Source organism: Staphylococcus gallinarum, assembly GCF_000875895.1.
In the GTDB taxonomy this organism is placed as follows: Bacteria; Bacillota; Bacilli; order Staphylococcales; family Staphylococcaceae; genus Staphylococcus; species Staphylococcus gallinarum.
Map to the genome: position 1 here is coordinate 1 of NZ_JXCF01000063.1, position 241 is coordinate 241.

Sequence of the window (241 nt, forward strand, 5' to 3'; positions counted from 1 at the left end):
AGAGATTAAATTCTTATATGATGAACAAAAACTCACGGGTGAAGAGATTGCTAAAAAAACAGGTGTAAGTCGTTCTACTGTATATAGGGTTATTAAAAAGAATTAATATTTTAAAAGAGGGGTTATTTTTGAAAAAAATAAATAAAAAGATTTTAGAACATCATGAAATAATACGGAACAATCTTGAAATTGAAGATTATAAAAATATGGTTAAAAATGAAGCAGTTAAATTAAATACTCA

The 241-nt window shown here is 24.1% G+C and carries 1 protein-coding gene; it reads left to right on the top strand.

The annotated features are described in order from the left end of the window. The coding region (locus SH09_RS12935; RefSeq protein WP_042740055.1) for an HTH domain-containing protein at window positions 1-106 on the top strand (106 nt) is incomplete at its 5' end. Window positions 107-241: the final 135 nt, after the last annotated feature.